The organism is Fibrobacter sp. (genome assembly GCA_024398965.1).
In the GTDB taxonomy this organism is placed as follows: Bacteria; Fibrobacterota; Fibrobacteria; order Fibrobacterales; family Fibrobacteraceae; genus Fibrobacter.
Window position 1 is genome coordinate 135,969 of the sequence record JAKSIF010000001.1, and the last position, 26,509, is coordinate 162,477.

Genomic DNA, 26,509 nt, shown 5'->3' on the forward strand with positions numbered 1-26,509 from the left:
CCAAGCTAGCGAAACATAAACTTCGTGTAAAAGCCTATGGTGTGGCCCGTTTCAAAGCCAAACAAGTCACCACGATTCATCTCATAAAACATGGCAACACCAAGAGAATTCTTCGCCACAGCCCAATAACGTCCCGCATCTAAACGCAACCTAAAGCCCCGATACAAATCATCCATCTTGCGGTAGGGCTTATCCATATTCATGTTTTCGGATTCCTGGATACGCCAGCGATACAGAAAGACATAATCAACAAGCCAACCGGAAGGGTCGTCATAATCCCAGGCCAATTTCCAGGAGATTGAAGCCTTTACGCCAAGTTCGTCCCCAGGCTGGAAATTCCGTTTGTCTAGAAACGTAAAGTACTCCATGGACGCCCCCAAATTCATCCCCTTGGAAAAGGGATACACAACAAAGGGACTTACGCCAAGACGATGAAACCGATTCACCTGAGAACCTTCACCGGGAGGAAGCCGCCAGTTGATATCCACTCCAAGGAAGGAATTGGGCATCATTTTCATGCCTAGGTAAGACTCATTAAAGCCATTCACATCTAGATTCAGGGCTTCGTGACGCTGATCATGAAGCATCGTATCAAATTCATAACTCACAAATCGGTAGGCAAAATCCGCATAGACGCTAAAGCAGTTGCAAGGAGCATACTCCCCCGCCAATTCCGCGTCTGCACTATAGACATCATCCAAAAGTTCCACATTTCCGCCAAAAATCGCATAACTTGACGGAATACGAATAGGCAAAACCGATTCGCGGGCATGGCAAAAAACGCCCAAGACAAGGACGAAAAAGGGGATAAACCTCAATAAAAAACATCTATCCATAGTAAGACTGCTATAACTTAAAAAAATGACAAACAAGTATGCTAAGATGATTTGGAAATCTGCGATATTTATCTATATTTTGACCTACCATGAAAAAGATTATTACATACGGAACCTTTGATTTGTTGCATTATGGACACATTAACCTGCTAAAGCGAGCCAAAGCTTTAGGAGACTACCTTATTGTGGCCCTTTCTACCGACGAATTCAATTGGAACCAAAAGCAGAAAAAGTGCTACTTCAGCTACGAAAAGCGCAAGCAGCTCCTTGAAGCAGTCCGCTATGTGGATCTTGTCATTCCCGAAGAAACCTGGGACCAGAAGAAGACCGACGTCAAGGAATATCATGTAGACACCTTTGTTATGGGCGACGACTGGAAAGGCAAATTCGATTTCCTCAAGGAAGACTGCGAAGTGGTATACCTAGAACGCACTCCGGAAATCAGTACCACCCAAATCAAGAAAGATTTGGAAACATTAAAGAAATAACGGTTCTCCAATGAAGCGCCTGCCTCGGAAGCTTTCATTGGCATTTCCCGTTCTTTTTTTCCTGGCCATTTCGTTTATTCTTTGCTCCTGTGGTACATGGAGCGAAAGTACATCCACCGATTCAGACTCAGCCTATTTACCGCTAGACGATTCGGAGTATCCCTACGCAGAATTGCCCCGTCTAGTGATAGAAACAGACGACTTTAAACAAATTAACAACCGCGAAACAAAGGTTCCCGCCCACCTTCAGTTCTATGGGGAAAAAGGGCCTTCCAGCCAGATACAGGACCTCACCATCAAGGGGCGGGGCAACTCCAGTTTCGTCATGACCAAGTTCGGCTACAAGATTAAACTTGCCGAAAAGACATCCATCCTGGACATGTCCAAAGACAAGGAATGGGACCTGATTTCCAACTTTCGCGACAAGTCCATGTTGCGAAACTACATCACCTATCAGCTAGCGGGAATTCTAGGCGACGAATATTATCCCAAATGCAAGTTCATAGAGCTGTATCTCAATCGGGAATACCGGGGAATATACCTCCTTGTCGAGCATGTCAAGGTGTCCGAGAATCGAGTCAACATTGCCAAAAGTGATTCCAGTTTTCTCTTTGAGAAAACATCCGCCACCTCTACCGATGGCATCATGTTTACATCTAGCCTAGACTATATTTTCAAGTTCTGCCAACCAAAGGATCCCGACGAAAAATCTCAGGAACTCCTAAAGAATCACATCAACGACTTTGAACGCTTTTTACGATCAAAAAGCATTTATAACCTGGATAGCATCCGTAAATGGATAGACGTCGAAGATTTCGTGAGATATTACTGGGTTCAGGAATTTACGAAGAACATGGATGGGCATCGGCGCAGCATATTCATAACCTGGGAAAAAGACGGCGAAAATCAGAATCCCATAAAGATGGGGCCCGTTTGGGATTTTGATCTTGGTTACGGAAACTCAAGGGACGAAAAAAGTATTCCCGAACAATGGCTCATACGCAAATATGGATGGGATCGATTCCTGTTCAAGAACCCAAAGTACGAAGATCTGGTAAAGACTTACTGGAAAAACAACCGTTCTACATTTATTACACTGCTAGATTCGATAGACACCATGTCCCAGAGGTTAGAAAAAGCCTCCGCCAACGAATTCAAGAAATGGCCCGTACTGAACAACGATACAGACTGGCCCTTCATGGAGAAATTCGACAGCTACCAGGATGCCGTAAACTCCCTAAAATACTGGATAGAAAAACGAATCCAATGGATCGACAAGAACATATAATTCTACATTTGTAGAGTAATGTCTCTAAAGCAAAAAACATTCAAAGGTGTTATCTGGAGCGCCGTAGAACGATTTTCTACGCAGGGCGTCCAGTTCCTGTTCGGCATCCTTCTCGCAAGGCTCTTAACCCCGAATGATTATGGCATGATTGCCATGCTCACCATCTTTATGGCGGTGAGCCAAACGTTCATCGACAGCGGCTTCGGCAACGCCCTTATCCGCAAGCCGGATCGTAACGAAAGCGACAAGGCCACGGTATTCTTTTTCAACATATTTATGTCCGTAGCATGCTACGGCATTATATTCCTAGCGGCACCTTTTGTAGCCAAGTTCTACAATATGGAAGATCTTTCGGACATTCTCCGAGTTCTTGCCATTAATCTTATCATTATAGCAGTAGGTTCCATCCAACGCCTAAACCTGACCATCGATTTGAATTTCAAGACTCTTGCAAAGGTTTCTCTTTCAGGAGCCCTCGTTGGTGGAACGGCAGGTCTAATTTGCGCATATAACGGATTCGGCGTATGGTCCCTGGTTGTGCAGCAGATGACCACCACCTCCTTCAGGGCAATTCTCTTTTGGACATTAGTTCGCTGGCGGCCCAAGACATTCTTCAGCAAGAAATCCTTCAAGGACATGTTCGGCTTTGGATCAAAGCTATTGGCATCGGGATTGCTGAACACCGTCTACGACAATGTTTACGACTTGATTATCGGTAAGGTCTTTGCTGCAGCCACTCTTGGTAACTACACCCGAGCCTCTCACTTTGCACAGTTCCCGTCATCCAATATCACAGGAATTTTCCAGAGAGTTACATTCCCTGTTCTAAGCAAGATTCAGGATGACCACGAGAAATTGCGCAAAGGTTACCTGAAGTTTCTGAACATGGCAACCCTAGTCGTATTCCCCTTAATGATTGGACTCGCCGCCTTGGCAAAGCCGTTCATACTCCTAGTGCTGACCGACAAATGGGCTAATGCAATACTCATTTTGCAAATCATCTGTTTCCCTATGATGTGGTACCCCGTACATTCCATCAACCTAAATATGCTACAGGTGATGGGCCGTTCTGATTTATTTCTGAAACTTGAAATCATAAAAAAGATTGTAGGAATCGCAATACTTTGCATTACAGTTCCCCATGGTATCATCGCCATGTGCTTCGGCCAATGGGCAAGTGCAGCCATTAGCCTTGTAATAAACACCTACTATTCCGGAAAGTTGTTAGATGCAGGACTCAGTAAGCAAATGAAATTCTACATTCCCACACTTCTGAATTCACTTGTGATGGGCACAATTTGCATGGGTGTCACAAAACTTTTACCGGAACAGCAATACGGCGTACAACTAGTTCTAGGCATCACAGCAGGTACAGCCTACTACACCATCAGCAACTGGATTTTTAACAGGGAAACTGTCCGGGAACTATTAAGCCTTTTGAACAGAAAGAAAAACTAATTGTAAATTATCCACTATGAGCGAAAATAAAACTATTACAGTGACGTCCCCCCTTCTTCCGAAACTGGAAGATTTCATACCCATGCTTCAGGACATCTGGGACAGAAAATGGCTAACCAACAACGGCCATTATCACAAAGAACTGGAAAAGGCTCTAGCAGACTATCTCGGGGTCAAATACATCAGCTTGTTTACCAACGGAACTCTTCCCCTTATCACCGCCTTACAGGCAATGAAAATCACCGGAGAAGTGATTACCACTCCGTATAGTTTTGTAGCCACCACCCATTCCATTTGGTGGAACGGTCTAAAGCCAGTCTTTGTTGACGTTGACGAAAAAACCGGCAACATTGACCCCGAAAAAATCGAAGCCGCAATCACGCCGCACACTACAGCGATCATGCCGGTTCATGTCTACGGTACGCCCTGCAACATGAAACGCATTCAGGAAATCGCAGACATTTACGGTCTGAAGATTATTTACGACGCGGCCCACGCCTTCGGGGTAAAGAAGGATGGAGAATCCGTTTTGAAGGCCGGCGATATGAGCACCCTTAGCTTCCACGCAACAAAAGTCTATAACACTATCGAAGGTGGAGCCCTTGTTTGTCATGACGAAGCTACCAAGAAGCGTATTGACTTCCTAAAAAACTTCGGCTTTAACGGAGAGACCACAGTAGTTGCACCCGGCATCAACAGCAAGATGGATGAAATCCGATCTGCCTATGGTCTTTTGAATCTAAAGCAGGTAGACGACGCAATCGCCAAACGCAAGGCTGTCGCGGAAAAATATCGCGAAGCATTGAAGGACGTTGCAGGCATCCGCTGTCTCCAGGATATAGAAGGAGTACACCATAACTACGCCTACTTCCCCATTTTCATCAATGAGGAATACGGCGTAAGCCGCGACAATCTTTACGCCAAATTGCAGGAACACAACATCTTTGGCCGTCGCTACTTCTATCCTCTAATCAGCACATTCTCCGCATACAAGGGTCTTGAATCAGCTAATCCTAAAAATCTTCCTGTTGCACACAAGCTGGCAGACCAGGTGCTATGCCTCCCCATGTTTGCAGGGCTTGACGATGAAGGCGTAAACCGCGTTATCGACGTTGTTGTCAACAAGAAATAAGGTATCGGAATGCCCTCCAAAAAGCTGATGTTACTTGGCGGTCTCCGCTACCTCATTCCCGTCATCGAGGAAGCCCACAAACTGGGTATTTATGTCATTACAGCAGACTACCTGCCAAACAACATTGCGCATAAATACTCCGACGAGTATTGCAACGTCAGTATCATCGACAAGGATGCTGTTCTCGCAAAGGCTAGGGAACTAAAAATTGATGGAATTCTATCTCACGCGGTAGACCCTGGAGTCACCACGGCGGCGTATGTGGCAGAACAGATGGGATTACCCTTCCAATGCTCCTACGAAGCAGCCTGCATTTTCCAGGACAAGTCTAAGTTCCGAGCATTCCTTGCGGCCAATGGATTCAACTGCCCCAAGGCCAAAGGTTACGACAACACAGAAGACGCCCTTAAGGACATTGATTATTTCAACTGGCCTGTCATCGTAAAACCGGTTGACTCCGCCGGCAGTAAAGGCGTTACCAAGGTCGAAAGCAGGGCCGATTTGCCTGCAGCAATTTCTACAGCACTTTCTGCATCCATTAGCAAGAATTTCGTTATCGAAGACTTTCTCGATAAGGTGGGAGCGCAATCTAGCGCAGACATCTTTACCGTAAACGGCCAATTGGTCTATCCGGCATATTCCGATCAACTGTTTGACAAGAATGCAGCCAACCCATACACGCCTGCTATTGAAATCTGGCCCGCCTCCATGGAACAAAAATTCCAGGATGACCTAACACAGCAGCTTCAACGCCTTTTCACCTTACTAAAGGTCAAGTCCGGCATCTACAATGTGGAAAGCCGAGTTTGTTCCAACGGCAAGGCTTACATCATGGAAGTAAGCCCAAGAGGTGGCGGCAACCGCATCGCAGAACTTCAAGACATGGCTACAGGCCAAAACCTAATCCAGAACGAAGTCAAGAAAGCCTTAGGCATGCAAATGGACAACATTACGCCCCCCGTTTACGATGGGGTCTGGTGCAATTATATCCTGCATTCTTCCCAAGAGGGAACTCTGGTTTCAATAAACATCGATCCCAAATTCCAGCAGAAGTTTGTCCGCAACATCGGACTGATCGTGAAGCCAGGCGACCACATTGTGCCCTTTTCAGGAGCAAATACTTCGCTGGGAACACTATTCATCCGTTGCCAAAGCCACGAAGAATTAAACTCTGTGCTAAGCAACATCAGCCAGTACGTGAATATCGTTCTGAACTAAAGGGAATTCAATAATGAAACCCATCGGAGGCTATTTTGAATGGGAGTTCCCATCCGCAGAGAAATACACCCTGCATGAAAATGCTGTTTTTTTGAATAGCGGACGTCACTCCTTTGAATATATCTTACGAGGTTTACCCAACGTAAGAACAGTCTGGATTCCATATTTCACATGTGATGTTGTGTTACAGCCTCTTCAAAAGATGGGGCTATCCTGGAAATTTTATCACATCAATGAAAAATTTGAAATAGCTGATAAAATCAAATTAAGCCAGGACGAAATTCTTGTTTACACAAACTACTACGGGATCATGGATAGTTATTGCAAACATATCGTAGAAGTTTTTAAAGATCGAGTGGTCCTAGACAATGCACAAGCTCTTTTTTGCAAAGCAATCCCCAACGGAAATCAATTTTACAGCCCCCGCAAATTCATGGGATTGCCTGACGGAGGCATCGTCGTAGCAACAATTCCTGACACGTCTACGGATTTGCCCATAGACTATTCATTCGACCGATGTTCCCACCTTTTAAAGCGATTAGAGCTTGTCCCCTCAGATGGATACGGCGATTTCAAAGCGAATAGCAGGAAAATTGCGGAATCTGCTCTTTGCAGAATGAGTAACATTTCTAAATCTATTCTTTTTTCGGCCAACCTCGATAGAATCAAACAAAGACGACGTGAAAATTTTTCTACACTTCACAAAGTATTGGCTAAAACAAACAGGTTGGTTATTCCGTCAATAGATTCTTTTGAATGTCCTTTGATCTATCCTTATTGGTCAAGCAATGGAAACGTTCTCAAGAAAAAATTGATTGAGCAGGACATCTTTGTTGCAACGTACTGGCCCAATGTATTTGACTGGGCTGCAGAAAAAGATTTAGAATACTGCATTGCAAACAATGTAGTATGCCTACCAATCGACCAAAGATACGACAGTGCAGACATGGAAAGAATTACAAAGGTAATCCAAGAGGAAATGAAATGAGCGATCTAAAGGGAAAAAAACTTCTCATTATCGGCGCCACAAAAACCGAGAGTGATATTGTACGTTACGCAAAGGCTGCAGGTATATACACAATCGTCGCTGATTACCACCCAGATTCTCCGGCAAAAAAAGACGCTGACAAAGCCGTTTTAGTAGATGCACTGAATGTTGATGATCTTGTTGAGCTCTGCAAAAAAGAAAAAGTTGACGGCGTAATCACAGGCTTTGTTGACATTTTGCTTAGGCCCTACATGGAAGTTTGCAAACGACTTGGCTTGCCTTGCTATATCACTGAAAAAATGCTAAGCATGTCCACCAACAAGGTTGATTTCAAGGAAACATGTGATAAATATGGCGTTCCTGTTCCACAGACTTACCTCATGGGTAATAAAATTGACAGGAAAATTCTCGATTGCATTTCCTACCCCGTATTTGTAAAGCCTCTTGATGGCAGCGGATCTCGCGGCGCAGGAGTTTGTCATAACGAGAAAGAACTCAAGGAACGATTCGAAGAAGCTGTAAGTTATTCTGCTAGTGGAAACGCAATCATTGAAGATTATATCAGTGGACGAGAATTCCTTTTAGACTATATTGCTGTCAACGGAGAATTTAGACTTCTATCAATCTTTGATCGCTTTATGGCATCAGACCGTGGTAGTGCAATCAATTACTCCACCATCAGCATGTCGCCCTCTAAAGCCGTTGATTTCTACCTTGACAACATAAACCAGACCGTCATCAACATGTTCAAAAGCGAAGGTTTCACGGATGGAGTATTGTTCATGCAAGGATACTTCGACGGAACTAGAATTAAATTCTTTGAAATGGGTTGTCGTCTCGGAGGCTCCTATTTCAACCATGAGCAAGCTTGTCTTGGCTACAACGCCATGGACATGATTATTCAATTCGCTTTGACAGGAAAAATGGTCGAGGACATTAATACCATTAGTGAAGAATCTGCAAGGTACAAAAAATACGCATTGGACTGCAACTATCTTCTAAAGGGATTCGACGAAACCGTAACAACCATCAAGGGAATGGAAAAAATAGAATCTCTTCCTGAATGTATTGAAATCCAAAAGTATCATGATGTCGGATACCACTACAGCAAAGACCGAACTGTTGATAGACCAATGATGGTTGCTGAAATCGTCGCCGAAAGCAAGGACGACGTATTCAGACTGGTAAACTTTATCAACAAGGAATATGACGTTCTTAATGAACACGGAGACTCTTTGCTGATGGAAAAACTTGATCCAGACGCTCTATTTCAGTAAGATTCAATTTCTATCAACCTATATACCTTTAGAACAAAGGAGACCATTCCATGAAGATTGCAATTATTGGCGCAGGTAATTCCGGTTGCGCACAATCGATAAAATTAATGCAAAATGGCCATCAGGTAAATTTGATCAAGACGTCTCACAGTCTGCACGACGATAATTTCGATTACCTTGTAAAAACAGGAAAAATCAGTTGTCTCGATACAACCGACAACAATAGGGAATTCTCCCTTGAGCCAAGCCTAATCACAAGAGATTTAGAAAAAGGTCTTGAAGGCACCGAAGTCGTCATGATTTTAACACAGAGTCTGCAACATCGTGATTTGGCTTCCAAGATCGGGCCCTTACTTAAGGACGGTCAGATAGTATTCCTTATTCCCGGCAACATGGGGTCAACCCAATTCGCCAAATACACCAAAGGCAAGCACATCATTTACGTAGAAGGCGAATCAACGCCCTACGACGCCCGAATCATAGCCCCCGGCAAGGTCGAAATCCTTTTCAAGAACGTCCGAAACGCAGTTTCTTTCCTCCACAAGGAAGACGAGAAATATTTGCCCGTCGTGACATCCCTGTTCGGTACACACAAGTTCCTGAGAACAAACATCATCGAATCCACTCTGCACAACCCCAACATGGTAGTCCATACTATTGGCGCAATCATGTCTGCAAGCCGTATTGAGTACGCCAAGGGTGAATTCTGGATGTACCGTGAATCATTTTCACCTTCCATCTGGAACATGATTGAAAAGCTGGATGAAGAAAAGAAGCAAGTTATTCGAGCCTATGGCGGTGAAAACGCAATCAACTATCTTGACGCATGCAAATGGAGAAACGAAGAAGACCTTTCCATAGACAGCCTTCAGGTATTTAGGAACTATGCGGCAACAGGAGGTCCCAAGGGCCCGGACAGTCTGAACACACGCTACATCTACGAAGATGTTCCAATGGAATTGTGCATGTTGGAAAAACTTGCAGCCTACAAGGGTATCGCCACACCAATTGCGTCAGCATTAATCACCATAGCCTCCGCCTTGAAATCCACCGACTACAGGAAGACCAGCTACGACATTTCCGACATAAAGGATTACATTTAGGTTTTTTAGCACCATGAATGATCAACCACTCGTTAGCATTCTTTGCGCGGCATTTAATCAAGAAAAATACATAGCTCAAACGATTGAAGGCTTTCTCATGCAGAAGGTCGATTTTCCCGTTGAAATCATCATACACGATGATGCGTCAACAGACAGGACAGCCGACATCATCCGCAAGTACGAGAAAGAATACCCGAACAAGATAAAAGGCATTTACCAAACAGAAAACCAATATTCAAAAAAGGTTCCAATTTGGGATACGTTCATCTACCCTAAGGCAACGGGAAAATACTTCGCCGAGTGCGAAGGCGACGATTACTGGACAGACCCCAACAAGCTGAAAATGCAAGTTGACTTTCTAGAAAGTCACGAAGACTATGTCGCAATTGGCCACAACGTACGCATCGTTGACGACAGCGGTGCTCCCATGACCCAGGACAATCCCATCTGGAGAAAGTGGTTCACCACCTATACCTGCATGGAAGACAGGGACTACACCCTTCAGGATTTTGAAAAAGGAATCATGTTCGGTCATAGCTGCACTCGCATATTCAGAAGTTCCATCCAAAAACGGCAAGCGGATCCGAATCGAAAGGAAATCAAAATGAGCCACACAAATGGTGACGTGGCCTTATCACTCCGCTGCTTTTGCACTGGAAAAGTTCGCTGTTGTTCATTAGTAGCTGCAGACCACAGAAAGTCCATATCCAATGACAGCTGGACATCCAAGACCTACAAAAAGAACATGACCCGTCGCGACATTCTCTCCCTTTTTGAACAGGAGGAATTCGCCAACAGCTATGGAATTTTTCCGGACTTTACAGACCAGCAATATCGTCATGTTCGTGCATCCTTCAAACTTTTCCTTCATACCAAGAGTTGGAAGGATTTTTCCATATTCATAGGCAATTTACGGATTATAAAGCACAAGTTTAAATTCCTTAAGAGACTTTTAAAGCTCGGTACGTAATCCGCAAAATGAGGTTCTCATGACATTCGTCTACGTTCTCGTCAGCAACGAAAAAGACACTTATTATGAACAAACCATGATAAGCGCCCAAAGTCTTTTGCAACACAACCAAGATGCCAATGTCGTCATCCTTGTCGATCAAGGAACCGCAGAAACATTTACAGGCAAGAGAACCTATCACGAAAATCTTGGTGTAAACATCCGCGAAATCCAGGTTCCTGAGCAATACAATAACCGCGACCGTTCCCGTTTTCTAAAGACAACCATGTACAACTACATCGACGAAGATTTCCTCTTTATCGATGGAGACACCCTGATTTGCGACAAGCTGGATTGCAAAGAAATCACAAAGGCCGCCGACTCGCAGGAAATCAACATCGGCATGGTGCTGGACCGTCACCAGAAAATTTCCGGTAGCAGCTACGAGAATTTTTACGACTTGCGCTCAAAGCCCCTGCACTGGCGTTCCGGATACCAGGACAAGCATTTCAACAGTGGCGTCATTTGGGTTAAAAAATCCCCCGAGGCAAAGCAGTTCTTTGACGAATGGCACAAACTGTGGAAAGAAACTTTGGAAAAGTATTCCGTGGTTTACGACCAGACTGCACTAAACGAAGTGAACGCGCGCCTTGAAGGTATTGTCAAGGAAATTGACGGAACATGGAACTGCCAGGCAACCCGCAGGTCTTCCTTCTTGAAATTCTTGAACAACGCCAAGATCATGCATTACTACGCAAGTTTTGGACTCAACTGCTTCGACCTGGCAGACAAGAACTTGCAAAGAACCATACTTGATGATTCCCACAAGGAACTGGACTCCATCATGGCAAATCCCAAAGTCGCATTCAGCTCTGTACAAGACGTAAATGCCGACTTGACTTCCGTGAAAATCCAGAGAACAGCTTTTTACAGGGCCATCGTCTTTATTTACAAGCACCTGCGATTTGCGTACAGCATCGTTGATAAAGTTTGCAGTCTGTTTATTCGCAAATGATTCGAATTATCGTCATTCTTTTCGCCTTGTATCCCTTCATGAATTCCTTTTCCTACGGAAAGGAACTGAAGTACGCCACATGGAACATACGTTGGGAAGATCCCAAGGATGTTGAAAAAGGCGATGGCTGGGAAAAGCGGAAAGAGCCTATCGCCAACGTCATCAAGCATCATGACTTCGACATCATCGGCCTCCAGGAAGGAAGTCCCTACCGCCTAAAACAGCTGATGGAACTTTTGCCCGACTACGAAATCATCCTGTCCGACACAATGGAATACAACCCCATCGTTGTTCGCAAGGGAATGTTTGACGTCGTTGACTTCGGACGATTCTATCTTTCGAAGACTCCCGAAAAGAAAAGCAAAAGTTGGGATTCCAAGCATGCCCGATACTGCACCTGGGCAAAACTGAGACTTGACCAGGATTCACTCTACGTATTTAACGTCCATTTCGACTATCACGGCAAAGAAGCGCAGGCAGAAAGCGCCCTGCTGATGAACAAGAAGATTCTCGCCATGGCAGGAAGCGCTCCGTTCATTTTTGCCGGCGACCTAAACTTTACCGCGGATTCCAAGTCATACCAAAATTTGGGAACTTGCATCAGGATGAACGACGCCAGGAAAATTGCAGATTCCACAAAGGCTCCGAACGGCAGCTACAACTACTTTAATCCGAATCGTCACAGCGAATGGACCTTTGATCATATTTTAGTATCTCCGTTAATCAAGGTATTCCGTCATGAGATCCTCAACGAAACCTACAGCGACGGAGACAAACTTCGTTACCCGTCAGACCATTCACCCGTAACAGTTCGGTTCGAATTACTCCGCGATAATTAGTATATTTGACAAATGAGCTTTGTTGTTCTGCTACTCTTCTTCGGGCTTATAGCCTACATGTTCCTAACCGACACCCAAGGCAGATTTTTGGTGCTGGTTATTGGTACAGTACTTTTCCCGACAACAGCTCTTTTCATCAAGAATCCATCAGTTTCCCCCCAACATATTTTTCTATACGCTTTTTTCTTTATTGAATTTTTTAAAGATCGGCAAAATTTCAATAAAAGTATATCTACAAATCTGCTCCTTGTTCCGATGGGGATCAGCATTCTCAGTTACATATTCACGGCAATCTACAACTCCGGAATAGCCTCCAAGGATATGTACTACGGCATACGAGACGTCATCGATGGATTCGGCTATATTTATGCGGCTTTCATATGCGGTAGAAAAACGAATGTGTACGATTTCGCAAAGAAGCTGATTCCTTTTGCCTTGATCATTTGTTTTTTCGGCATTGCAGAAATTCTTCTGGGAGACAACATTCCCTATAGATTGGTCAACAGCGCATTCCCCTACTACGAAGGAAGCCAGGATTTAAATTCTTCCCTAAACTTTAGAGACAGTTGGAGACTCAGATCCTGCTTTACAACAAAGCATCCCACAGCCTTCGGAACACTGCTAATGAGCATGTTCCTGTTCTATGTGCCCTACTTTAAAAAAGTTGATCCTGAGCAAAAAAAGATCATCATCGTCTTGGCCCTACTCGCATTGAACATGGTCCTCTGTGGCTCGAGAACGGCTATGATTTGCGCGGTCATTGGCGTTGGTCTATACATATTTGTCAAGCTCGGCCCATTCCTAAAAATTCTAATCGCAGGAATTGCCATTTTTTCTTCGTCCGTAGTATTCGCTATCATGCTGGAGAATTTTCAGACAAATACAGAGCACGGCGGATCATCCCTAGACTTCAGAACCTCCCAGCTGATTTTCTCTGTAGCAGCAATTTACAACTCTCCAATTCTTGGAAACGGCAACAAGTATACATCCCATGTCATCTTCGGCGAAGAAACAAGAGCATCCGACAGCAGCGGCAACGACCTTGGCGGCTTGGAATCCGTGGTATTCTCGCTGCTTATAGATAGAGGATTCCTAGGATTATTTTCCTACTACCTTTTCCTGATATGGATGTTCGTTCTACTGTTCCGGTACAGGGAAAAACTGCATCAAATCAGCGGAGGGTTTGCCCTAATCGCAAGCGGAACGCTGTTCTTAACACTTTCAGGAACTATCGGAAACAGCTCCTCGTTCCTCTTCCTGTTTACGGGAATCCAGCTGGGGTACATTTCCCAGCACAAACAAATCGCCTACGAAAACAATACTGAAGTCAGCGACACAGAAGACGACTCCGGCAAAATCAAAAATGGAGCCGACGAATCAAGCAACAAAGCTAGTGTCGTTTGATTTTAGAACGCAGTTCGTACATGAGAGCTACGGCAAAGTATAGTCCTCGACCGACAAGCTTCCCGTAGCTCCTTTCATTTCCACAAAGCTTTAATTTGCCGGCACTTGCTACTGCGGCACAATACGGTTCTGCAGCAAGTACATCCTTAAAGGCCTTATAGCGGCTTAGAAAAGATCCTTTTGATCCTCTGCAGAAAAAGCTGCGCAAGGCCATCTTTTTCGTCAAGAACAGAGCCCGAGCAAGATAAGCATCTTGTAAGTGAGCGGCGCCAGAAACATCAATAAAGTTCTTCACTTCCGCAAGAATATTGGCACTATCGCTTACCAGCCTGTCTTCGTTAATATGGCAAAGGGAGTTATTCAAAATGCGATAATGATATGTAGGTACCGGCCTGTAGGCAACAACCTTTGCCTGTTGGAAAACCTGAAGGGCAACAAGGCCGTCTTCATACAGTTTCAATAATCCATTGAACCTAATTTCATGATCCGTCAAGATCGAACGACGAATCAGCTTAGTCCACAAAGCAGAAAACATGTAGCCGCATGTCGCGGAAGGGTATGGCGAATAACCGCGATACAGAACTGTAGACTGAATACGGCCAATTACGTCGCGGGAATCCGTTAGGAATCCTTGAGCAAAGAAATTGCACACAGGCTCAACCACATCAGTCTTGCCCGCAAAGGATTCCTTCCATACAAAGTGATCTGTTATAACCACATCGGCTTTGCCGCTTTCAGAGGCCTCAAACATATTGCGTAAAGCATCTGCTTCAAGCCAGTCATCCGAATCCACAAACAGCACATATTCGCCGATCGCCGCAGCCAGTCCATCATTACGGGCAGCAGAAACACCACCGTTGGGCTTGTGGATCACCCGAATTCGGCTATCTCTGGCAGCATACTCATCCAGAATTGCCGGAGACTCATCGGGACTGCCATCGTCGACAGCAACAATTTCCCAATCCTTAAAGGACTGGTTGCAAATGCTATCCAAACATTCACGCAAGTACTTTGCTGAATTATATACAGGGATAACAATACTGACTCTAGGAGCCATGAAACAGACTCCTACTTTTCAGATTCACCCACGGTCTGCAGGTTGTGATGGTTTCGATCATCCTTCTTAGGCGGAGTCATATAATCACCATACAACTGGGTACAGACAAAGTCATAATCTATGGGGCCGCGAATCTCCGTATCTTCAAAGGGATACATCTTGCCGACCCCATAGTACTTCTTATGGAACATTTCGCGGAACTTGTATGCGCCCATGGCATTGACCAGGTAATTGGACTTTTCATAGTCCGTACTAGTCAAGACACGTTCCATTCGTGCAAGGCATTTCTTTGTGTCAAACACCTTCTGAATCGGCGTGTGGAGGCCTATCCACACAAGGATACGTTCATGCAGAGGGCGGCCCTTCTTGTTCACGTCCACAAGGCGGTCAAAGCAGGAGAAACGGAACATGGCCCTAAGTACCAAAACCTGGTAAACCTTCAGCTTACGCAACAGTCCGTTATTCGGCATTGCATCCAGGGGGAACAAGTCAATCCAGGCAAAGGTTTCCTCAGCCTTGATCTTGTCATGGCGCACAATCTTGAAGCTGGTATCTTCAATGTGTCCAAAATAGCGGATATAATCTTCAGAATTCTTATAGGTATGAAAACGAAGTCCTTCAGGCAAATCCTTTTCTTCAAGGACCTTGCAAAGTCTTTCGTAATCCGGGCGAGGAATGCCAACATCAATGTCGTCATCCCAAGGAATGAAGCCCTTGTGGCGAATCGCACCCAGCAGGGTGCCGCCCAAGGCAAAGTAAGAGATGTTATTGTCAGCACAAATTTTCTGGAAAAACTTGAGAAGTTCCAGTTCTTTCAATTGCAGCTGACGGAGGGAATCATCCATTACTTTTCGTCCTTGATCAGGCGGGCGTCATGGACGTTCTTGTCGGCGTCGGCGGGTTCCTTCATGTAGTCGCCATACATCTGCTTCAGAACCTTGTCTGCGTGTTCAGGGCCAGGAAGCTGTTCACCTTCGAACTCATACATCTTGCCTTCGCCATAGTACGACTTAGGGAACATTTCCTTGAACTTGTACTGACCCATGAAGTTCACAACCCAATTGCTGTCTTCAATGGAATACTTCTTAAGAAGTACATCCAGCTTTTCAAGCCAGTACTTAAAGGGTTTGCAACCCTTGAAACCTGTGAGCTGGATAAACTTGATGACAACCCGTTCAGAAAGAGGGCGATGAGGACGCTTCAGATTCACCTTTTCGAAGCAAGCGATATGGTACATGGCACGAACCCACAGCAATCGCATCATGTGAATCTTGCGAGCAAAGTAATTGTTGGGCATGCCATCCAGCGGGAAAATATCCACCCAGACATTTTCCTTACGGGTCACCAGACTGCCACTTCGTTCCATGAAGAAACGAGTGTCCACAATGCGGGAGAAGTAGTAATGGTGGTCCGTATTGTCACCATAGTGGCGCAACTGCAGATGACTGGGAAGGTTTTCTGCAATGTCCTTCAAAAGCTTTTCGTATTCGCTACGTTCAATACCAATATCAATATCATCGTCCCACGGAATGAAACCGCGATGACGAACTGCACCCAATAGAGAGCCACCCAACAAATAGAACTTCACGGAACGCTTGTCCAAATAGTCCTTAAGGACCTTGAACACATTCCAAATCTGGACCTGTGCTTCGGACAATGGAACCGGAGTTCCTGTTTTAGTAGCAAAACCCATTTTTACTCCGCCTTACCCTTACCGATGCTAGTCACTTCAAAGCCAATCTTACGAAGGGCATCGGCATCCAAAATGTTACGGCCATCGAATACGAAAGCCGGCTTGGTCATACCGTTATAGATACGCTTCCAGTCAAGTTCTGCAAAGCATTTCCATTCGGTGCAGACAACCACAGCATGGGCTCCTTCTGCAGCCTTGTACACGTCTTCCTCGAACTGGACCTGGTCAATGACATCCTTGAGGTCACGCTTGGCATCAGGAATTGCCTTCGGGTCCGTTACGACCGGCAGTGCATGTTCGGCCAGCAAATCACGGACAACCAGGTTGGCAGGGCTTTCACGAGTATCACCGGTATTAGCCTTAAAGGCAAAACCAAATACAGCAATCTTCTTGCCTGCGATGGTATTGAACATGGTTTCCAGCATACGGTCTACAACGCGATGGGTCTGCCATTCGTTAATCTTCACCACGCTTTCCCAGTATGCAGCCACTTCGGGAAGACCATAATAGCCACACAGGTACACAAGATTCAGAATATCCTTCTTGAAGCAGGAACCGCCAAAGCCGATGGATGCCTTCAGGAACTTGGGGCCAATACGGCGGTCCTTGCCCATCACATAGGCAACTTCATCCACATCAGCACCAGTACGTTCGCAGAGGGCGCTGATGGAGTTGATGGAACTGATTCGCTGGGCCAGGAAAGCATTGGCAGTCAGCTTGGTCAATTCAGAGCTCCAGAGGTTGGTAGTCAAGATGCGGTCACGGGGAACCCAGTGGGCATAGACATCGACCAGCTTCTGGCAGGCAGCAAGACCGGATTCGGTCTGGTGGCTACCGATAAGAACACGATCCGGTTCGAACAAGTCCTGGATTGCTGTACCTTCGGCAAGGAATTCCGGATTGGAAAGGACTTCGAAATGCAGGCCCTTATCGTTACTGTTCAAGATACGTTCCATGGCAGCAGCGGTGCGGACAGGCAGGGTGGACTTTTCCACAATGATCTTGCCTTCGTCTGCAATATCCAAAATATTACGAGCAGTCTTTTCCCAGTACTGAAGGTCGGAAGCCTTACCGGCGCCATGACCAAAAGTCTTTGTGGGAGTATTCACAGAAACGAAAATAATGTCTGCTTCCTTGATTGCAGACGGAATGTCTGTGCTAAAGAACAGATTGCGACCACGAGCGCGCTTAACAACATCATCAAGGCCCGGTTCAAAAATCGGAAGGTTGTCGCTGTTCCAGGCATCAATACGAGACTGATTGATATCCACCACGGTAACCTTGACATCGGGGCACTTGTCGGCAATAACGGTCATGGTGGGGCCACCGACGTAGCCAGCACCAATGCACAAAATCTTTACTGAGTAACTCATAATGCACCAAATCTAGATAATTTGAGCGTTACAAGCACTTAAATAGTGTAAAGAATCACTTATAATGAACACTTGTAAGATTGTCGTAACCTTATTTCGTTCCCTACGTGTTCTCTTCGATTAAGCAAAGAAAAAATAAGGAAACACAAGCCTTTTGTTATTTAAAATTCGCTTGCAAAACAGGCTGATTTTCAGGTAGAACGATTCGCGGATTTTCCATGATACCGTCACCCCACCCAGCCCACACAGCGCCCGCTTCCGGAACCGCTTCCACAAGCAACGGCAAACCTTTATACAGATGCAATTGCTCCACCTGCCTATCCAAGGGCAAGCCATGAACATAGATTTTACCAAGTCCTGTTACAGACAAGTTAACATCCGTCATTTCACCCAGGCCATAGAACTCTCCCATTTCCTGGAAAATCACTGCCGGACGATTCATGGCAAACTCCTTGATTTTTGCAAGATGGCTTCTCATGTGGCTTGCACTGTGCTTCCAGCGTTTCTGATCCTTCGGGATTTCCGATTCGATGGCAGACATCAAAACATCGATTCGCGCAAGAACTCTGGAAGGTTCAAAGTTCATCGACAGCAAGGCGCAGAAACGATTTATAAAGGCTGTGCGGAATCCAGAATTTTCCATTAGACGGCGAAGCAGCAAGGAATATTCCGCACCATTGGGCCAGCCTTTCGCCTCTTCGTCCATGGAGAACTTGAATATGTTTTCCTGATTATCTCCCATTCCCGAACCAAAGCCAAAATCCGTGTCGTACAGGAACCACTTCCAAGGAGTTTTCGCACTAGCAACACGCCATTTTTTCAGGTTATTGCCAGGCCAGTCTCGATTATTGATGAACATCTCCGTCTGCATGTAATTCATGAAGTTGTCCACATCTATCTGGGACGCGATGTAACCATAGTTGTTTTCATCATCCAAATGATTATCCGCAAGCCAATTCATCATTTTCAGGTAATCCACCGATGAACCCGCAGACGCTTCATTTCCCGCCTTCAGCAAGTCAATATCATCAGGATCGACGCCATAATGAGTCTCAAAGTAGTATTCCGTGCTACGCTCACGAATATTATGGATTCCGAAGTATTCTCCATTGTAATACACGACAGACGCACGGCCTCGCTGATAGTCAACACCGAGGCCTTCAGTAATGGAAGTTCCCAACATGTCGCGGATATAGTCGTTCCAGAAATTTCCGCCATTGTTTCTCAAGATAAATGACTTGAACTTTGTAAGTTCCGGATGTTCCGGGAACAAGGGATATTCCAGACGTTTGTCTCCATACTTCTCACGGAAAGTAACCGACACAGATTTTTTGAAATTCTGCCTGCTGTAATTGCCGAATATCTTGAGTCCAGCATCCTTTGCAAAAGCAGGCTGATTTACGCCCGGTTCAAGAAAATCAACATGGATCGGGATTTCCTTGTCTTCCCAGTAATTAGCGCCAAGGTGCGGCTCCTTGCTCTGGGCGTTCGGTCCTTCCATATAGATGCCGGTATCCGGATCGAAGAAGGAGCCTGGATCACCGCTAATGAAAACCGTAGGCAAGGAAGGCGCCACGTCAAAGATGTACGTCCTTTCAAGAACCTGTCCCGGCATAGTTCCGGGAATAAAGCTGGCACACCTCAAAGTCATATTTTCTGCAATCACAAGAGCCGTTTCAAGAGGACTGTTGGCATCTGGAGCCTTACCTCCTATCTCGCATCGGACAAAAGCATCTTCTGGAAGTGCCACCATGAAAGGTTCCACATAATATCCAGAGGGCGGCAGTTCCGTCAAGGTATCAAGTGCGGGAGAACGCCAAGCAACAACGCTTCCTTCGGTAAATCCATAGGGAGATGGCTCCGCAAAGCCAAATCCCGACTGAGCTTCGTAAGACCAACTCTTTCCAACAGGAACCTCGGGATATCGCACGGAGTCAACAATTCCCTCGGCATTGAGCAGGTAGAGGCTTCCCGCACGGTTCTTTATCTTGAAGGACGCGTGGGGCTCGTGACCGCGATTTCTTGCCACATAGGAAAATGCCTTGAATACAACCTCGAGGGATTCGCCATCTGCAGGGCTTAAGCGGGTACCGTAAATGTTCTTTAGATCCGGAGTAGTCTTTCCCTGAGGCAGCCTAGCCCTGTAAACCGTATTGGAATCGCCTGTTCCGGTAAAGACCATCTCAAAGCCCCTCCAGTCGTCAACATCCGGCTGGGCCAAGCGCAAGGACACATTTCGATCCTTGGTAATAAAAGCCTTAAGCAGGATTTCGTTGGTCAAGGACATATCCACAACGTCATCAGAGCTGGAATTTCCGGTTCCCACAAAAACCGAAATGGAAGCCCATCCCAGTTCCTCATTTTCACCAAGTTTCATCGTGGCGCCAACAAAGCGGCCATCGGCTTCGTTAAAGCAATTCTTCTTCTGCCCTTCTAGAGGATTGGCATAGCTGTAGCCCGGAGTAGGTTCCGCCTGTGCGTCGGTCCATGTCCAGCATCCAGGGCCAATCAAGTTTATAGAATCCGACGGTGACGTATAATCCTTAAGATCCTTCCCAGACAGATACACCAGCATAAATCCCTGGGGAGGAACAACAGCCTCTCCAAATTGCCATTTAGTAGGTTCATTCAAATTATCCGTAAGGGAAAAACCAGACAAGTTTACTGGTTCACTGGACGTATTAAAGAATTCAATCCACCCTGCGTCGCCGCCCTCATGATCCTCGTAACCGATATTAGCGGGATCCACCTCGGTAATCATTATGGGGCCACCGACAAAGGGAACCTTTGGCAAGGAATCCTCTACAGAAACCACGCCTTCTTCAGAAGGTTGCACCAAAACCGTTGTAGAATTTTCAGAAGAACAACCGCTGAAAAAAGCCACCGCCAAAACACAGCAGACCAGCAGGGAAAAAGCACGCATCCTAATAATCCAAACGAATCCAAACATCGTCTAGAATATACACAAATCAATAAGAATTGGAAACCTTACTTGGCACGACGAGGGCGACGAACCACGAATAATCCGGCACCAATCAGCACAAGTGTAACAGAAATCACCTTTCCAATCGGGAATGACTCAGAAAAAACCACCGCCCCGGCAATAGTTGGAACAGCTGCACCCACTGCGGCGCTGAAGGGGATGATAAACAAGGCTCGTCCGCGGGAAAAGGAAATCTGGGAATACAAGAAGGCTATACCGTAAGTGGCTACATAGCCCAAGGTTCTCAAATCAAGCAAAAGCCCCGCAATAGAAGACGCGCTAATATTGTCCAGGTCAAAATCCATAGCAAGACTCTTGTAAAACGCCGCTGAGATTCCAAAGCCAACACCCATAATCAGGGAATCCACCATCTCGCGGTCCTTGCAGAAAAGATGAGCCAACAAGGTTGCGCCACAGACAACTCCGGCATAGATCCAGAGCATTCCAACGTCTTGCAAGCTCGTGGTCTCCCCGAGGGATTCCACAGAGTAAAGAAGGCCAACAACCACAAAGCAGATGGCCACCACAATTCGACGAGTCAGAACTTCCTTCAGGATTACAAAACCCATCAAGGCCGTAAGCACAGGATTCAACACCATCATGGGCTGCACCTGGCTTAAGTCATAACGAGCCATGGCAATGTAGTACCCAATGGTGGCAAGGCCGGAACACATGATCCCAAGCCACCAGAAACCATTGCTAAGAACACCTTTCAGAAACTGCCAGGGTTTGGATACACCACCGGTACGTTTGCCCACTGTGGAAACCCCGGACTTTTCCAGGATGTTTCCGCAAGCAAAGAGAAACGCAGGACCGATGGTAAGCAACAAAAACAGCACGATATAGTTATGGGTTATGGGTTATAGGTTATGAGTTTTAAATGAAGAATGAAGAGTGAAGGATGAAGAGTGAATCATTTTTCATATTTCATCTTTAATTGTTCATTGCTACAGTTCGTCGTAAATCTCCTGGTAAATCCAGTAGTTACCCATGACACGTTTTACGTAATCACGGGTTTCCCAATAGCTGACTTCCTCGGCGCGAATATCCCAGGGAAGGCCCTGGCCTGCGGCCTGCCAACGCTTGGTAGGCTTGGGACCTGCATTGTAATTGCCAAGGACGTACATATAGTCATTGTTGTATTCAGCCTTCAGGTCCACCAAGTAGCGGATGCCAAGACGAATGTTCATGTAGGCATTATACAACTGCTTGGGATCGAAGTTTTCCAGGTTTTCCAGCTTGGCAAGCATCTTGCCCGTAGCAGGCATAATCTGCAGCAAGCCACAGGCGCCAACCGGAGATGCAATTTCAAAGTTGAAGATGGATTCCTGACGCATGACACTATACACAAAGAAGGGGTCAATACGGTCGCCGGAATGGAACTTCACCTGGTCCTTATAGGGAACCGGATACAGGTAGTGAAGAACATCGATAGGCGGCGTCATCAGGCGACGACGATCAATGTTGTTCTGGAACTGGCGGGCAAGACGGTAGCCGGCAGCGGTTTCGCCCACTTCATAGAACAGCTTGCCGTATTCGTAAAGGAAATCAAGACGCTTGGCGTTCTTCTTACGGGCTTCGTCATACAGGGCGAAAGCCTGATCTGTAAAGCCATACAGGAACAAAGTCTTGATACGGTTATAGCGTTCCGGACTGTAGGTAGCATCCGGCTTACCCAGCTTCTGGGATTCGCGAATCCAGGCCAGCGTCTGTTCGGGAGACATGGAGACACCATGTGCGTAAGGAACGTCCTTTTCCTCCATAAGCTTGTATTCCACAAGTTTCAGTCGGCTGCGGTGGGCGTAATAGGCCAACGGGAAATCCTGAATGCAGTCAAGATAAGCGGCGCGAGCCAAGGAATCCTTGCCTAGTTTCATATAGGCGTCACCCAGGAACATGCGAGCGCCGCTGGCACTCCAAGTAAAAGGTTCCTTAGACGCATCTATAAAGGCATCCACAGCCTTCTCCCACTTTTCCTGCTTGAAGTAGACGAAACCAATGCGGAACTTTGCCCACTGACGCTTGACGTTATTCTTGAAACGTTTGCTGGCCAGCTGGGAGTAACAAACAACCGCGCTGTCATACTTCTGGTTCTGTTCATATTCAAAACCGCGAACCCAGAGGTTGTTTGCATTTTCCTTGCTGTACTTGCTGACGTCGGTCAGCAAGGAATCAAACATCTTTATTTCCTTGGCATACTTGCTGGAGTTGTTACGGAGCAAGCGCAAGGTAGACTGGATCCACAGCGGGCGCATCTCGACGGAATCCAGAAGGAAACGGAACTGCTTGATGGATTCCTCTTCACGCTTCAAACCGCGAAGGGCAACAGCACGCTTTTCCCACAGGTTAATGCGGGTGTCCATATCCAGGGTGCTTACAGGAAGCTTGCTCTGGATGGAATCTTCCGGCAAGGCCACCGCGCTTTCCGGAGACTTCTTCAGCTGCAGGGCGTCAAGAATCTGGATGGAGTCCAGCAAGGTGAGGCAGCTTGCTGCCTCGTCCTTGGCGCAAGCCATCTTGGCGTAGGCAACCTTCTCCGCCAAGGACTCAGGGGCTCCCTGAACCTTGCGCAGACGACGAATGGCTGCAAATGCGGAATCCTTATAGCTGGTAGAACTGGTCAACAACTGCATGTAGATGCGCTTGGCGTTCTTCAGTTGCTTGAACTGTTCCAGATACTGAGCGTAACGATACTTCAAGGCAGAAGCGTCATCGGACTTCGGATACTTATCTATAAAGGCCTTCAAGGAGTCCGCATGCGCACGGTCACTCAAAGTAGAGTCAGCCATGGCCGCTTCGATTCTCAAGCGACTTGCCTGGCGATCCCAGGAGGCGTCCTTTTCAAGTTTCTTGTTCAGGCGCAGAGCTTCACGCATCTTGGCATAGTCACCCACTTGGAACTTAGCCTTTGCCATACGCAAAATGACAGCCCCATCCAGGGCAGAATCCTTCCCCTGTAAAGTACTATAGGCAGAATAAGCGCTATCCCATTCTTCCCTATAGAAGAACTGGGCGGCCCTTGCAAAGTCGCGAACAACCTGAGACTGATTCGGATCTTCTGCGGCAGCCTTTACCCGTTCATAACGTACAACCATATCCTGGAATCGACTGGGAGCAATCTGTTCCAAATCCGCATACGGATTAGCAGGTTCCATCGGCATGGCAGCAATAATGCTATCGGTGGATTGAACCGGAGCTGCAACAGCCGGGACTGAATCCACAACAGGTGCAGAGCCCGCAACAGGAGCCAACTTGCTTGAATCAACAGGACCTTGAGCAAATGCACCAACAGCGCAAATGCTAATTAGAACCACGAGAGAACGAATCATTACTTACGAACTACTTCTTACTGTTTTCAACTTGGCCCACCACACTGGAAATACCCAAGTCAGCAATAGGCTGTGCGTACTTCTTGTGCAAGAAGGCGTTAACACTTTCGGCATCGTCCATCTGCAAAACAGTCAATGCGGTTTCGCGAACATCTTCAAAGTTGATGGATCGAATAATCTTCTTTGTGGACATGACACTCCACGGTGTCATAGAAAGTTCATCCACGCCAAGACCAACCAGGAGCAAGACACTCATGGGGTCCGAACTCATTTCACCGCAAACCGCAACAGGAATACCTTCGCGATGCGCCGCCTGGACCGTCTGGTAAATCATGCTAAGCACAGACGGGTGATGCGGTTGGAACATTTCCGTGATCAATTCGTTGGTACGGTCCACAGCCAAGGTAAACTGGATCAAGTCGTTGGTACCAATGCTAAAGAAGTCCGCTTCCTTGGCAAGCTTGTCCACAATCATCACGGCAGCGGGAACTTCGATCATGACACCAACCTTCACGTCGGCCACAGTCTTCCCTTCTGCCAAAAGTTCGTTACGACATTTCCTAATGCAAGCCTTTGCACGGCGCAGTTCCGTCATGCCAGAAATCATTGGCAACAGAATGCGAAGGTTTCCCTTGGTATTGGCCAGGAGCAAGGCCTTAAGCTGCGTACAGAACAAATCTTCCTTATCAAGGCAAACGCGAATAGAACGCCATCCCATAAAGGGGTTGGATTCGTTTACAGCGTTGATTCCGCTGACCAGTTTGTCACCACCAGCATCCAAGGTACGGATAGTCACAGGGCAGGGAGACATGGTCTCAAGGATATACCTGTAGGCATCTCGCTGCTCATCCTGGGTGGGAGCGTCCTTTCGCAGGAACAAGAACTCGGAACGGTACAGGCCGATACCTGTAGCACCAAAGTCTGTCACCTTAGCCGACTCCGCGGGAAGTTCAATGTTGGCGTGCAGCGTAATGTACTTGCCATCGCGGGTCATAGGCTCCAGCTGTCGCATGGTAAACAGCTCGCGACGCTGGCTTTCAAAAACTTCTTGACGCTTATGGAAATCCTGGATGTCTTCTTCGGAAGGATTGATAATCACCTTACCGCTGGTACCATCCAAAAGCACCATATCGCCGGACTTCACCATGGCGGCGAAGTTTCTCAGGCCAGACACCAAGGGAATCTGCAACGAGCGGGCAAGAATAGCCACATGGCTCGTACGACCACCGGTATCCATAGCCAAGCCGCTAACCTGGCCAGGCTTGATCGCCATAAGCAAGCTGGGCAAGAGCTCATGCCCAGCAAGAACCACACCGTCCTCTGCAGCCACGTCCTCCAGCACAGGTCCGGAGTCTTCCATGGCGGCCATAAGGCGGTTGTACAAGTCCCTGAGGTCTGCAGCCTTGTCTCGCATGGCAGCAGAATCAATGGACTCAAATCGGTCGATGTAGGCTCCAAGAACAACATGCACCGCCCAGCGGGCATTCTTGTGGCCGACACGAATCTTTTCCACCACGCCATTCAACAAGCCCGGGTCCTGCAAGATCATCAAGTGAGTTGCAAAGATCAGGCTGTCCTTCATGCCGGCGCGGCTTTCAGAAATTTCCTTAATCTGAGCGATTTCCTTAGCGGTCTTGTTCACCGCCTTCAGGAAAAGCTGTTCTTCGTCGGGAATGCGACTTTCTGGTAAAGTCTCTTCTACTACGGATATTTCGCGGTCAATAACCGGAAAAACCCGGCCCATTGCATAGCCGGGAGAAGCGGGAACGCCGGTCAGTTCTATTCGGGCCGGCAGTACGCTTTCGTTAGCAGGGTTCTTCGTTGAAGTGGTCATTGAACAGGGCTTCCAGCTGGGATGCAACCGTTTCCTCGTCCTCGCCATCAATTTCGAACTTCACTTCGGAACCGGCAGGAATAGCAAGCATCATCACGTTCAAGATGCTCTTGGCGTTAGCCCTTGCACCTTCGAAAACAATCGTGATATCGCTCTTGGACTGGCCGGTAACGTCTACGATCATACCGGCAGGTCGAGCGTGTATTCCCAATTTATTAGAGACCACCAATGTCTTGACTATCATT

Annotated in this window: 22 protein-coding genes; 12 read left to right on the forward strand and 10 right to left on the reverse strand. The window is 46.6% G+C overall.

Translation table 11 applies throughout. The features are described 5' to 3' along the window. Positions 1 to 5: 5 nt before the first annotated feature. Entirely contained in the window at positions 6 to 710 is a 705-nt protein-coding gene (locus MJZ26_00540; protein ID MCQ2104254.1) for a hypothetical protein, read from the reverse strand. 215 nt (positions 711 to 925) lie between these two features. Between MJZ26_00540 and tagD the strand changes: the two genes are divergently transcribed. The 12 genes from tagD to MJZ26_00600 all read left to right on the forward strand — a co-directional run bounded on the left by tagD (position 926) and on the right by MJZ26_00600 (position 13,995). Then, positions 926 to 1,324 (forward strand): glycerol-3-phosphate cytidylyltransferase, encoded by a 399-nt coding sequence (gene tagD / locus MJZ26_00545; protein ID MCQ2104255.1) that lies wholly within the window; start codon positions 926 to 928, stop codon positions 1,322 to 1,324. A gap of 184 nt (positions 1,325 to 1,508) precedes the next feature. Then, positions 1,509 to 2,612 (forward strand): CotH kinase family protein, encoded by a 1,104-nt coding sequence (locus MJZ26_00550; protein ID MCQ2104256.1) that lies wholly within the window; start codon positions 1,509 to 1,511, stop codon positions 2,610 to 2,612. 18 nt (positions 2,613 to 2,630) lie between these two features. Beyond that, positions 2,631 to 4,070, forward strand: a complete 1,440-nt coding sequence (locus MJZ26_00555) for an MOP flippase family protein (protein MCQ2104257.1) — start codon at positions 2,631 to 2,633, stop codon at positions 4,068 to 4,070. Between the two features lie 16 nt (positions 4,071 to 4,086). Further along, the gene (locus MJZ26_00560; GenBank protein ID MCQ2104258.1) at positions 4,087 to 5,202 is read left to right on the forward strand and encodes a DegT/DnrJ/EryC1/StrS family aminotransferase; all 1,116 of its coding nucleotides are present in this window, start codon (positions 4,087 to 4,089) and stop codon (positions 5,200 to 5,202) included. 9 nt (positions 5,203 to 5,211) lie between these two features. Next, on the forward strand, positions 5,212 to 6,420 hold the full coding sequence (locus MJZ26_00565; GenBank protein ID MCQ2104259.1) for an ATP-grasp domain-containing protein: 1,209 nt from the start codon (positions 5,212 to 5,214) through the stop codon (positions 6,418 to 6,420). A 13-nt stretch (positions 6,421 to 6,433) separates the two neighbouring features. Continuing rightward, entirely contained in the window at positions 6,434 to 7,408 is a 975-nt protein-coding gene (locus MJZ26_00570; GenBank protein ID MCQ2104260.1) for a hypothetical protein, read from the forward strand. Next, positions 7,405 to 8,685: an ATP-grasp domain-containing protein gene (locus tag MJZ26_00575; protein MCQ2104261.1), complete on the forward strand. Its 1,281-nt coding sequence runs from the start codon at positions 7,405 to 7,407 to the stop codon at positions 8,683 to 8,685. The genes MJZ26_00570 and MJZ26_00575 overlap by 4 nt, the downstream gene beginning before the upstream one ends. A gap of 50 nt (positions 8,686 to 8,735) precedes the next feature. Further along, positions 8,736 to 9,788, forward strand: a complete 1,053-nt coding sequence (locus MJZ26_00580) for an NAD/NADP octopine/nopaline dehydrogenase family protein (GenBank protein MCQ2104262.1) — start codon at positions 8,736 to 8,738, stop codon at positions 9,786 to 9,788. 13 nt (positions 9,789 to 9,801) lie between these two features. Beyond that, the gene (locus MJZ26_00585; protein MCQ2104263.1) at positions 9,802 to 10,758 is read left to right on the forward strand and encodes a glycosyltransferase; all 957 of its coding nucleotides are present in this window, start codon (positions 9,802 to 9,804) and stop codon (positions 10,756 to 10,758) included. 19 nt (positions 10,759 to 10,777) lie between these two features. Next, the gene (locus MJZ26_00590; GenBank protein ID MCQ2104264.1) at positions 10,778 to 11,752 is read left to right on the forward strand and encodes a hypothetical protein; all 975 of its coding nucleotides are present in this window, start codon (positions 10,778 to 10,780) and stop codon (positions 11,750 to 11,752) included. Next, positions 11,749 to 12,591: an endonuclease/exonuclease/phosphatase family protein gene (locus MJZ26_00595; protein ID MCQ2104265.1), complete on the forward strand. Its 843-nt coding sequence runs from the start codon at positions 11,749 to 11,751 to the stop codon at positions 12,589 to 12,591. The genes MJZ26_00590 and MJZ26_00595 overlap by 4 nt, the downstream gene beginning before the upstream one ends. Positions 12,592 to 12,603: 12 nt before the next feature. Next, positions 12,604 to 13,995: an O-antigen ligase family protein gene (locus MJZ26_00600; protein ID MCQ2104266.1), complete on the forward strand. Its 1,392-nt coding sequence runs from the start codon at positions 12,604 to 12,606 to the stop codon at positions 13,993 to 13,995. Here the strand turns inward: MJZ26_00600 and MJZ26_00605 are convergent. From MJZ26_00605 to MJZ26_00645, 9 genes are all read right to left on the reverse strand, one after another. Further along, positions 13,982 to 15,052, reverse strand: coding sequence for a glycosyltransferase (locus tag MJZ26_00605; protein MCQ2104267.1), 1,071 nt, complete (start codon positions 15,050 to 15,052; stop codon positions 13,982 to 13,984). The two genes, MJZ26_00600 and MJZ26_00605, sit on opposite strands and share 14 nt — an antisense overlap. A gap of 11 nt (positions 15,053 to 15,063) precedes the next feature. Further along, positions 15,064 to 15,897 carry a LicD family protein gene (locus MJZ26_00610; protein MCQ2104268.1) on the reverse strand — a complete coding sequence of 278 codons (834 nt, stop codon included), beginning with the start codon at positions 15,895 to 15,897 and terminating at the stop codon, positions 15,064 to 15,066. After that, positions 15,897 to 16,745 (reverse strand): LicD family protein, encoded by an 849-nt coding sequence (locus MJZ26_00615; protein MCQ2104269.1) that lies wholly within the window; start codon positions 16,743 to 16,745, stop codon positions 15,897 to 15,899. The genes MJZ26_00610 and MJZ26_00615 overlap by 1 nt, the downstream gene beginning before the upstream one ends. 2 nt (positions 16,746 to 16,747) lie before the next feature. Then, positions 16,748 to 18,118, reverse strand: coding sequence for a UDP-glucose 6-dehydrogenase (locus MJZ26_00620; protein MCQ2104270.1), 1,371 nt, complete (start codon positions 18,116 to 18,118; stop codon positions 16,748 to 16,750). A gap of 157 nt (positions 18,119 to 18,275) precedes the next feature. Beyond that, positions 18,276 to 21,041, reverse strand: coding sequence for a CotH kinase family protein (locus MJZ26_00625; GenBank protein MCQ2104271.1), 2,766 nt, complete (start codon positions 21,039 to 21,041; stop codon positions 18,276 to 18,278). A 65-nt stretch (positions 21,042 to 21,106) separates the two neighbouring features. Then, positions 21,107 to 21,940, reverse strand: a complete 834-nt coding sequence (locus MJZ26_00630; protein ID MCQ2104272.1) for an EamA family transporter — start codon at positions 21,938 to 21,940, stop codon at positions 21,107 to 21,109. A gap of 108 nt (positions 21,941 to 22,048) precedes the next feature. Next, a complete protein-coding gene (locus MJZ26_00635) occupies positions 22,049 to 24,430 on the reverse strand; it encodes a transglycosylase SLT domain-containing protein (protein MCQ2104273.1) in 2,382 nt (793 codons plus the stop codon). A 10-nt stretch (positions 24,431 to 24,440) separates the two neighbouring features. Continuing rightward, on the reverse strand, positions 24,441 to 26,264 hold the full coding sequence (gene ptsP, locus MJZ26_00640; protein ID MCQ2104274.1) for a phosphoenolpyruvate--protein phosphotransferase: 1,824 nt from the start codon (positions 26,262 to 26,264) through the stop codon (positions 24,441 to 24,443). Beyond that, complete coding sequence (locus MJZ26_00645; protein MCQ2104275.1) at positions 26,236 to 26,508, reverse strand: HPr family phosphocarrier protein; 273 nt, start codon at positions 26,506 to 26,508, stop codon at positions 26,236 to 26,238. Before MJZ26_00645 ends, ptsP begins: the two co-directional genes overlap by 29 nt. Position 26,509 lies beyond the last annotated feature (1 nt).

Bases quoted from the DNA above. Each gene is read 5' to 3' on its own strand.
- MJZ26_00600 (MCQ2104266.1), top strand. From the start codon at position 12,604: ATGAGCTTTGTTGTTCTGCTACTCTTCTTCGGGCTTATAGCCTACATG.
- MJZ26_00560 (MCQ2104258.1), top strand. From the start codon at position 4,087: ATGAGCGAAAATAAAACTATTACAGTGACGTCCCCCCTTCTTCCGAAA.
- tagD (MCQ2104255.1), top strand. From the start codon at position 926: ATGAAAAAGATTATTACATACGGAACCTTTGATTTGTTGCATTATGGA.
- MJZ26_00565 (MCQ2104259.1), top strand. From the start codon at position 5,212: ATGCCCTCCAAAAAGCTGATGTTACTTGGCGGTCTCCGCTACCTCATT.
- ptsP (MCQ2104274.1), bottom strand. From the start codon at position 26,264: ATGACCACTTCAACGAAGAACCCTGCTAACGAAAGCGTACTGCCGGCC.
- MJZ26_00625 (MCQ2104271.1), bottom strand. From the start codon at position 21,041: ATGCGTGCTTTTTCCCTGCTGGTCTGCTGTGTTTTGGCGGTGGCTTTT.
- MJZ26_00570 (MCQ2104260.1), top strand. From the start codon at position 6,434: ATGAAACCCATCGGAGGCTATTTTGAATGGGAGTTCCCATCCGCAGAG.
- MJZ26_00615 (MCQ2104269.1), bottom strand. From the start codon at position 16,745: ATGGGTTTTGCTACTAAAACAGGAACTCCGGTTCCATTGTCCGAAGCA.
- MJZ26_00595 (MCQ2104265.1), top strand. From the start codon at position 11,749: ATGATTCGAATTATCGTCATTCTTTTCGCCTTGTATCCCTTCATGAAT.
- MJZ26_00605 (MCQ2104267.1), bottom strand. From the start codon at position 15,052: ATGGCTCCTAGAGTCAGTATTGTTATCCCTGTATATAATTCAGCAAAG.
- MJZ26_00555 (MCQ2104257.1), top strand. From the start codon at position 2,631: ATGTCTCTAAAGCAAAAAACATTCAAAGGTGTTATCTGGAGCGCCGTA.
- MJZ26_00635 (MCQ2104273.1), bottom strand. From the start codon at position 24,430: ATGATTCGTTCTCTCGTGGTTCTAATTAGCATTTGCGCTGTTGGTGCA.
- MJZ26_00590 (MCQ2104264.1), top strand. From the start codon at position 10,778: ATGACATTCGTCTACGTTCTCGTCAGCAACGAAAAAGACACTTATTAT.
- MJZ26_00620 (MCQ2104270.1), bottom strand. From the start codon at position 18,118: ATGAGTTACTCAGTAAAGATTTTGTGCATTGGTGCTGGCTACGTCGGT.
- MJZ26_00645 (MCQ2104275.1), bottom strand. From the start codon at position 26,508: ATGATAGTCAAGACATTGGTGGTCTCTAATAAATTGGGAATACACGCT.
- MJZ26_00585 (MCQ2104263.1), top strand. From the start codon at position 9,802: ATGAATGATCAACCACTCGTTAGCATTCTTTGCGCGGCATTTAATCAA.
- MJZ26_00580 (MCQ2104262.1), top strand. From the start codon at position 8,736: ATGAAGATTGCAATTATTGGCGCAGGTAATTCCGGTTGCGCACAATCG.
- MJZ26_00575 (MCQ2104261.1), top strand. From the start codon at position 7,405: ATGAGCGATCTAAAGGGAAAAAAACTTCTCATTATCGGCGCCACAAAA.
- MJZ26_00610 (MCQ2104268.1), bottom strand. From the start codon at position 15,897: ATGGATGATTCCCTCCGTCAGCTGCAATTGAAAGAACTGGAACTTCTC.